Annotated in this window: 6 protein-coding genes; 4 read left to right on the forward strand and 2 right to left on the reverse strand. The window is 71.7% G+C overall.

What is annotated here, in order from left to right:
• A partial coding sequence (locus tag Q7F20_RS17075) for an Ig-like domain-containing protein (RefSeq protein ID WP_305741262.1) occupies positions 1–1,246 on the reverse strand: 1,246 nt, incomplete at its 3' end.
• 270 nt (positions 1,247–1,516) lie between these two features.
• On the opposite strand from Q7F20_RS17075, the gene Q7F20_RS17080 reads away from it, so the two are divergent.
• Together Q7F20_RS17080 and Q7F20_RS17085 are read left to right on the forward strand one after the other, a co-directional pair.
• A complete protein-coding gene (locus Q7F20_RS17080; RefSeq protein WP_070416768.1) occupies positions 1,517–2,098 on the forward strand; it encodes a LemA family protein in 582 nt (193 codons plus the stop codon).
• 16 nt (positions 2,099–2,114) lie between these two features.
• The gene (locus tag Q7F20_RS17085) at positions 2,115–3,014 is read left to right on the forward strand and encodes a M48 family metalloprotease (RefSeq protein WP_305741263.1); all 900 of its coding nucleotides are present in this window, start codon (positions 2,115–2,117) and stop codon (positions 3,012–3,014) included.
• Between the two features lie 73 nt (positions 3,015–3,087).
• Here the strand turns inward: Q7F20_RS17085 and Q7F20_RS17090 are convergent, their stop codons facing one another.
• Positions 3,088–4,347 (reverse strand): winged helix-turn-helix domain-containing protein, encoded by a 1,260-nt coding sequence (locus tag Q7F20_RS17090; protein WP_305741264.1) that lies wholly within the window; start codon positions 4,345–4,347, stop codon positions 3,088–3,090.
• Between the two features lie 95 nt (positions 4,348–4,442).
• On the opposite strand from Q7F20_RS17090, the gene Q7F20_RS17095 reads away from it, so the two are divergent.
• Together Q7F20_RS17095 and ilvA are read left to right on the forward strand one after the other, a co-directional pair.
• A complete protein-coding gene (locus Q7F20_RS17095; RefSeq protein ID WP_305741265.1) occupies positions 4,443–5,708 on the forward strand; it encodes an AI-2E family transporter in 1,266 nt (421 codons plus the stop codon).
• A 45-nt stretch (positions 5,709–5,753) separates the two neighbouring features.
• A complete protein-coding gene (gene ilvA / locus Q7F20_RS17100) occupies positions 5,754–6,998 on the forward strand; it encodes a threonine ammonia-lyase (RefSeq protein WP_305741266.1) in 1,245 nt (414 codons plus the stop codon).
• The last annotated feature ends 46 nt before the right edge of the window (positions 6,999–7,044 follow it).

The following is a 7,044-nucleotide window of genomic DNA, read 5'->3' on the forward strand; positions in this document are numbered from 1 at the left end:
CGTTCGGGCCCGTCGCGCTGCCGGGGCTGCCTGTCCCCGACCCGGGCGTCCCGGACGCCGACCCGCTGCCGGTCGACCCGTTGCCCGGCGTGCCCGGAACCGCGGACGCAGGGGAGACGACGACCCGGACAGCCGTCGAGGTCGGCGAGAAGTTGCCGGCGGCGTCGTGCTGCGTCGCCGTCAGCGACCGGGTGCCGGCACCGAGTGAGGATCCGGTCGTGGTGCAGGACCACCGCCCGGAGGCCGGTACCTCGGCCTGGCAGACCGGCGCGCGGTCCACGGAGACGGTGAGCACGGCGCCCGCTTCGCCCGTCCCGCTGACGGTGAGGGGCTGGACGCGGACGCGGTCACCTGACCCTGGTGCGGTGATGCGCGGTGCCCTCGGTGGGGTCTGGTCGAGCGTGACGGTCACCGGGGTCGACGCGGCGCTCCGGAGGTCGGACCGGTACCCGTCGGCCGTGCTCGCGGTCTGCGTGGCGGTGACGGAGCGGCGCCCGTCCCCGCCGGTGGGACCACCGCGGAGCGAGACCGTCCACCGGCCGTCGGCTCCGACCGTGGCGGTCCGGTCCGTCGCGGACCCGGACACCGACAGCGTGATGGTCGATCCGGCGTGCCCGGTCCCGGAGACCGGACCGTTCGTCGGCCTCGAGGTGGTCACGACCGGCGGCACGATGACGTCGGACGCCGGCGTGCGTGCCGAGCCGAGGCCCGGGAAGCTCTGGTCGGCCACGGTGAAGACCTGCTGCGGTCCGCTCCGGACGGTCGCCATGCACGACCAGGTCCCGTCGTCGTGGACCGTCGCCGTGCACCCGGTCGACCCGGTGGACGCCGGTCCGGTGACCCGCAGGTCGTGCCCGGGGGTGCCGGCTCCGCTGAAGCGCACGGTCCCGCTCGTGATGTCGCCGGGGTCGTCGATCGACGGGCGCACCGGGGGACGGCTCGGCGACGTGGTCGGAGGAGCAGGGGTCAGGTGGTCCTGCGGGGCGGGCGTCGGGGTCGGCGTCGTGCTCGGGTCGGGGACCGCCTGCGCCGCGGCGGATGCGGTCCGGAGCGAGCCCCGAACGCCGTCCGCGTCGGCTGTACCCGCCGAGGCTGAGGCGGGGGCCGGGGCCACGGCGAGGGCGAGGGCGAGCAGGCCCACGACGAGCGCCGCTCCTGCAGCGACGGCCAGCGTGATCCGGGTTCGGCGAACGGGGCCGTCGCCCCCGACGGCCCGGTCGTCCACGTTCTCCCCGCGCGCGTTCATCCGACTCCATCCCACGTGATCGCGCCGCTCGGGTCAATACGTCGAACGGATGATCTCCGCGGAAGGGGCGACACGCCGCGCAGCCCGAGCGCGCGGTGTGTGCGACTCGGGAATCGCCCGTGAACCGGGGCCCTGGACGAGGGGGCACTCGACTGGTCGATACAATCGTCCTCGGCTGTGACACCGGCCGGTCGGCCCCGTCACACCGCGATCGCAGGACATCGCGATCCCGCGACACCGCGATCCCGACGCGCAAAGGAGTACGCCCTCATGGACACCGGACTCATCACGACGCTGATCGTCGTCGGAGTGGTGGTGGTCCTCCTCGTCGTCGTGGGGATCTACCTGTGGGTGACGTACAACTCGCTCGTCACGCTGAAGGTCCGCGTCGACGAGGCGTGGAGCGACATCTCCGTGCAGCTCAAGCGCCGCGCCGACCTCATCCCGACGATCGTCGAGACGGTGAAGGGCTACGCCACGCACGAGAAGTCCGTCTTCGAGGCCGTGACCAAGGCCCGCGCCGAGACGCTCAGCGCCGGGGACGCCTCGAGCGCCTCCACGGCCGAGGGGCACATGCAGAAGGCGTTGAAGAGCGTGTTCGCGGTGGCCGAGGGCTACCCGCAGCTGCAGTCCAGCCAGAACTTCCTGCAGCTGCAGTCCGAGCTCGTCGACACCGAGGACAAGATCCAGTCCGCCCGCCGCTTCTACAACGGCGGTGTCCGCGAGCTGAACACCAAGATCCGGGTCTTCCCGAACTCGTCGTTCGCGAAGAGCCGCGGCTTCACCGAGGCGTCGTTCTTCGAGACCGCTGAGCCGGCGGCGATCGCCGAACCGCCGCGCGTCCAGTTCTGACCCGCCCGGCTGCGACGTGTACCGCGCGATCGCGCGCAACAAGCGCAACACGGTCCTCATCGTCCTGGTCTTCCTGCTGATCATCGGCGCGCTCGGGTTCCTGGGGGGCTACCTCGCCGGCAACGTGTCGATCGGCGTGATCGTCCTCGTGGTCGCCCTCGGGTACGCGGTGGTGCAGTACTTCGCCGCCGGTCGTCAGGCGACGGCGATCGCGGGCGGCATCGAGATCGACCGGAACACCGAGCCCCGCCTCTGGCGCACCGTCGAGAACCTCGCGATCGCCACCGGGATGCCGATGCCCCGAGTCTTCGTGATCGACGATCCGTCGCCCAACGCGTTCGCCACCGGCCGTGACCCCGACCACGCGATCGTGGCCGCGACGACCGGCTTGCTGGCGATCATGGACGACCAGGAGCTCCAGGGCGTCATGGCCCACGAGCTCGGGCACGTCCGCAACTACGACATCCGCGTGTCCACGATGGTGTTCGGGCTCGTGGTCGCGGTCGGGCTGATCGCCGACGTGCTCCTCCGCATCTCGATCTTCAGCGGGCTCGCCGGCGGTCGGAACCGGAACAACGACAACGGCGGCAACAACCCGGTCCTGCTCATCGCCGGTCTGGTGGCGGTGATCGTCGCACCGATCGCGGCGGCGGGGGTGCAGGCCGCGGTGTCCCGACAGCGGGAGTACCTGGCGGACGCGACCGGCGCGATGACCACGCGCCACCCCGAAGGACTCGCCCGCGCGCTCGAGAAGCTCGGCGCCTACGGCCGGCCGATGCAGACGCAGAACTCGTCGATGGCGCACCTCTGGATCGCCGACCCGATGCGCCCCGGGCTCATGGACCGGCTGTTCTCCACGCACCCGCCGCTGCCCGACCGGATCGCGCGGTTGCGCGGCAGCCTCGACCGGTTCTGACCCGACGACGGGTCGCGGCGACCGGCTGCGGCCCAGGAGGCACGGGTCGACGCCGTCCCGCATGACCGGGCCGTCAGACCGCCGGTTCCAACGCCACCGTCGCGTCCGCGTCGTCGGCTGCCACGTGCGGCACCAGGCGCACCCCGAGCGCGCCGGCGACCGCGGCCGCAGCCGTGCCGCGGTCGGTGACCTCGACCCCGCCGAGCCCCTGCCACGCTGCCGTCCGCCGGAGCGTCTCCGCCAGTCGATCGGCATCGAGACGCTCGCCCGGTTCCTCCCACGCCGTCCGGACGCGCAGGACACCGCGCTGCCGGTCGCTCTTCAGGTCGATCCGCCCGACGAGCCGGTCGTCCTGCAGGACGGGCAGCACGTAGTACCCGAAGACCCGCTTCGGCGCCGGCGTGTAGATCTCGATCCGGTAGTGGAAGCCGTACATCCGCTCGGCCCGGCGCCGGAACCACACGACGGGGTCGAACGGACTGAGCACGGCGTCGGCCGTCATCCGCCGCGGGACCCGGGCGTCGGCGTGCATCCACGCGCGCTCGCCCCAGGACTCGACCTGCACCGGCACGAGCTCGCCGGCGGCCACGAGTTCGGCGATCGCCACCGCGGTGTCGTCGGACCGGAGCCGGTAGTAGTCGGCGATGTCCGCGCGGGTGCCGACGCCGAGTGCCCGTGCGGCGCGACGGACCAGTTCGAGGACGGCCGCGGGCCGGGACGGCGCCTGGTCGAGCGTGCCGGCCGGCAGGACCTGCTCGGGGAGCGCGTACACCCGCTCGAAGCCGGACCGCCCGGCGCTCACGACGTCGCCCCAGCCGAACATCTGCTCGAGGCCGGTCTTCACGTCGCTCCAGCCCCACCACGGCCCCCGGCGGACGTTCGACTCGTGCTCGACCGCGCTCGCCGGCATCGGCCCCTCGGCCGCGAGCAGTGCGCGCAGTTCGCGGCGGACCCCCTCGGTCCGCCGGACACCGTCGATCCGGTTCGGCCGCAGGTCGCGTTCGCGCAGCGCGTCCATCCGCCACCGGAAGAGCGGGAGGTCGGTGCGGTCGACGAAGGCCGCCTCGTGCGCCCAGTACTCGGCGTAGGGGCCGCGCTTCGACATGGTCAAACGGTCGAGCGTGGAGCGGTCGTAGGCACCGAGCCGGGCGAAGAGCGGCAGGTAGTGGCTGCGCTCGAAGACGTTCACGGAGTCGATCTGCAGCAGCCCGAGGCGGGCGAAGCCGGCGTTCAGCGTCCGGGTCGGCACGGCGTCGGCCGGTGGCTGACCGAACCCCTGGGCAGCCAGCGCGACGCGGCGGGCCTCGGCAGCGGAGAGCGTGGTCCTGACCATGTCCCGAAGGCTACCGACCGCCGCCGACACCCCGCGCCCGGCAACGTATGCCGTATCTGGTACCTGCCAGGAGGCACATCGGTACACTCGCGAGCATGGCATGGGCGAGACGACAGCAGCCGACGCACCCGGACCCCGTGGTCGAGGAATCGGTCCCGACGGGCATGCGGATCGCCGGTGCGTGGTCGTGGCGCGTGCTGGTGGTCGTCGGCGTCCTCGCGGTCTTCATCTGGTTGATGACCGTGTTCAGCCAGATCCTCATCCCGTTCCTCATCGGGATCGTGGTCTCGGCGCTCCTCGTCCCCATCTCGAACTGGATGCAACGGCACGGCGTCCCGAAGTGGCTCGCCGTCGTGGTCAGCCTGCTCGGCGGGCTCGCGGCGCTCGGCGGGCTCATCTGGCTCGTGGTCGACCAGATCATCGCCTCGTACCCCTCGCTGCGGGACCGCACGATCGACCAGTACGCGAACATCAAGGACTTCGTCCTCAACTCCGGCTTCGGCATCACGCAGAGCGACGTGAACAAGTGGCTCGACGACGGCACGAAGTGGCTGCAGGACAACTCGGGATCCATCCTGTCCGGGGTCGCGAGCGCCGGCTCCGGTGCGACGCACGTCTTCGAGGCGCTCTTCATCATCCTGTTCACGACGATCTTCCTGCTCGTCGACGGCAAGAACGTCTGGCGCTGGACGGTGCGGCTCTTCCCGAAGAAGGCGCGCGCGACGGTCGACGGTGCCGGTGTCGCCGGGTGGATCACCCTGACGAGCTTCATCCGCGTGCAGATCTTCGTCGCGTTCGTCGACGCCGTCGGCATCGGTCTCGGCGCCTGGATCGTCGGGCTGTTCTTCGGCGGCATGCCCCTCGTGATCCCGATCGCCGCTTTCGTGTTCCTCGGTGCGTTCATCCCTGTCGTCGGTGCGATCGTCACGGGCTTCCTCGCCGTCTTCGTCGCGCTCATCTTCAACGGCCCGGTCGCCGCCGTGCTCGTGCTCGGCGTCGTCCTGCTCGTGCAGCAGATCGAGGGACACATCCTGCAGCCCCTCGTCATGGGCAACGCCGTCAAGGTCCACCCGCTCGCCGTGGTGCTGGGGGTCACGGCGGCGTCCGGCCTCGCCGGGATCGCCGGCGCCTTCTTCGCCGTGCCGCTCATCGCCACCCTGAACGCCATGGTGACGACGATCGCGAGCGGACGGTGGCGCGGGCTCGACTCGGAGCACGTGCTCGAAGCCACCCCGAAGCGCGGGCAGCACGGGCAGCTCCAACTCATGCGCCGTCGTCGGCACAAGGTCGGCGACGACGTCCCGCCACCGGGCAGCAAGCCGGAACCCACGGCTGCCGACGGCACGGCCAGCACCAACTGACGTCACGGGTTCGTCAGGAGCGCCGCGAGCGACGATGATGGACCCGTGACCGACACCACCACACCGCTGATCCCCACGCTCGACGACATCGAGCAGGCGCGGGTGACGATCGCCGGGGTCGCACGCGTGACCCCGATGGAGACCTCGCAGTTCCTCGCCGAGGTGCTCGGGTCGCCGGTCCACCTCAAGTGCGAGAACCTGCAGCGCACCGGGGCGTACAAGGTGCGGGGAGCGTACAACCGGCTGTCGACCCTCACGCCCGAGCAGCGCGCCGCGGGCGTCGTCGCGGCCAGCGCCGGCAACCACGCGCAGGGGGTCGCGCTCGCCGCACGTGAGCTCGGGATCCCGGCGACGATCTTCACGCCGGTCGGCGTCGCCCTGCCGAAGCTCCAGGCCACCAGACACTACGGAGCCGAGGTCGTCCTGCGCGGACACTCGGTGGAAGAGGCGCTGAGCGCGGCGAAGGACTTCGCGGCCCGGACCGGTGCGGTCTTCATCCCGCCGTTCGACCACCCCGCGGTCATCGCCGGCCAGGGGACCCTCGGGCTCGAGATCCTCGACCAGGTTCCCGACGCCGACACCGTCGTCGTGCCGATCGGCGGCGGCGGCGTCATCGCCGGCATCGCCCTCGCCGTCAAGGGCGTCGCCGAGCGTCTCGGACGCACCATCCGCGTCATCGGGGTGCAGGCAGAGAACGCCGCCGCGTACCCGAGCTCGCTCGAGGCCGGCGAGCCCGTCACCGTCAGCACCCGGCCGACGATCGCGGACGGCATCGCCGTGGCACGACCGGGCGACCTGAACTTCCCGATCATCCGCGACCTCGTCGACGAGATCGTCACCGTGTCCGACGACGACGTCGCCCGGTCGCTCCTGGTGCTCCTCGAACGCGCGAAGCTCGTCGTCGAGCCCGCCGGAGCCGTCGGCGTCGCGGCGATCATGTCCGGTGCCGTCCGGGACACCGGTCGCACCGTCGTCCTGCTCAGCGGCGGCAACATCGACCCGCTCATGATGGAACGCGTGATCACCCGCGGCCTCGTCGCGGCGTCGCGCTACATCGGCATCCGGATCATGCTGCCGGATCGTCCCGGACAGCTCGCCCGCGTCTCACAGGTCATCTCGGACGCGGGGGCGAACGTCGTCGAGGTGCTCCACACCAGGCACGGCCAGGGACTCGTCATCAACGAGGTCGCGCTCGACCTGTCGATCGAGGCGCGCGGGCCGGAGCACGCGCAGGACGTCATCCACCGCCTGCGCGAGGTGGGCTTCCAGCCGGAGCTGCTGGAGCACTGAGACCAGCCACTGACGGACAGGAGGCGCGGTGCCAGCCGGCACCGCG

Origin of the sequence: Curtobacterium sp. A7_M15 (assembly GCF_030705415.1) — a bacterium.
In the GTDB taxonomy this organism is placed as follows: domain Bacteria; phylum Actinomycetota; class Actinomycetes; order Actinomycetales; family Microbacteriaceae; genus Curtobacterium.